Annotated in this window: 1 protein-coding gene; it reads left to right on the plus strand. The window is 57.9% G+C overall.

All coding sequences use genetic code 11. From position 1 onward, the window contains the following. Positions 1-356 precede the first annotated feature (356 nt). The coding region (locus tag AC0L3X_RS47415) for a cold-shock protein (protein WP_473317654.1) at positions 357-515 on the plus strand (159 nt) is incomplete at its 3' end.

Below are 515 nucleotides of genomic sequence, written 5' to 3' on the forward strand. Positions count from 1 at the left end.
CATTCAGCGTGACCGCCGTCCTCTTCGTGAAAGCGTTTCGCTTCCTCCTGCGCGACCAGCCTTGCGAGCATCCGCCGGTGTTTGTCCGTGATGCTCGGATTGGCAAGCTGCCGCTTGGCGATGATCAAATTCGCATAGTGGATGAACTCTTCCATCGACCCCATGAGCGCCTCCCTGTCCCTGCGCGACGCCATTCGCGCGCCCATAAAAGGCGACCGAACCGAAGCTTGCAATTGTCCCTAAGGGCAATTTGCCGGTCAGGCGCGCTGTCCTAGAAAGCGTTTCGGTTTGGCTCGGCGAAGAATAGGTCGTCCGCTTTCATGGCGAGCCTACAATACGGGGGGAGGGGTTTCGCGATGTCCATGGTTGGTACGGTCAAGTTCTTCGATGGAGAGCGTGGCTATGGCTTCATCAATCCCGATGACGGCGGCCGTGATGTGTTCGTTCATATCACCGCAGTCGAGCGGGCCGGACTGAAGGACTTGACTGAAGGACAGCGCATTACATTCGAGGTC

The sequence above is a fragment of the Bradyrhizobium sp. MI1.7 genome (assembly GCF_055811795.1).